Annotated in this window: 1 protein-coding gene; it reads left to right on the top strand. The window is 60.5% G+C overall.

The annotated features are described in order from the left end of the window. A partial coding sequence (locus tag EOA60_RS36200) for a zincin-like metallopeptidase domain-containing protein (protein WP_245502722.1) occupies window positions 1-247 on the top strand: 247 nt, incomplete at its 5' end. Window positions 248-610: the final 363 nt, after the last annotated feature.

The following is a 610-nucleotide window of genomic DNA, read 5'->3' as shown; positions in this document are numbered from 1 at the left end:
GGATCGCACCGACCGCGCGCGCGAAGAATTGTTGGTGGAGATCGGATCAGCGCTCATATGCGCCGACCTCGGCATCGTTCCGGAACTGGAGCCGAGGCCGGATCATGCCTCCTACCTTCAAAGCTGGCTGACCGTCCTCGGGTCGGACAGGCGGGCGATCTTTACGGCCGCAGCGCATGCACAGCGTGCCGTCGCCTATCTGCACGGACTGCAGCCGCAGTCAGAGACGATGGGGGAGGCGGCCTGATGCTGCATTCTTCTCCGCCTGGCTCTGGTGTGGCGGGCCAATGGTGCCCGGGTTTATCTCGATCTATCTCGGCTCCTGGATGGCAAATCCGAGCTCCGATCTTTGCGCTTGTCGCAGGAGTCTGAGCTTTGCGTTCCTCGTTTTCGTGGTCATACTTAACCACCGCGCCGCACAGCGGAGCGAGAGCCTGAGGCGGTGTCGACGAGTGGTCGCCCAAAGGCGAGCAAGTCTGGTGAGCTGCGGCGTCGGCTACGACGTCCAGAACATTGCCCATTTGTCGCAACGTTTTTTGGGATTTGTGCGCCAAGACAAAGAACTCAGGAGAAGGAGAACTGATGCCTGAACCAGACCCGAATGTTGCTG

This window comes from Mesorhizobium sp. M1A.F.Ca.IN.020.06.1.1 (assembly GCF_004023265.1).
Taxonomy (GTDB): domain Bacteria; phylum Pseudomonadota; class Alphaproteobacteria; order Rhizobiales; family Rhizobiaceae; genus Mesorhizobium.
Note: the sequence above shows the minus strand (reverse complement) of the source record. Positions and strands in the feature narration are given on the sequence as shown.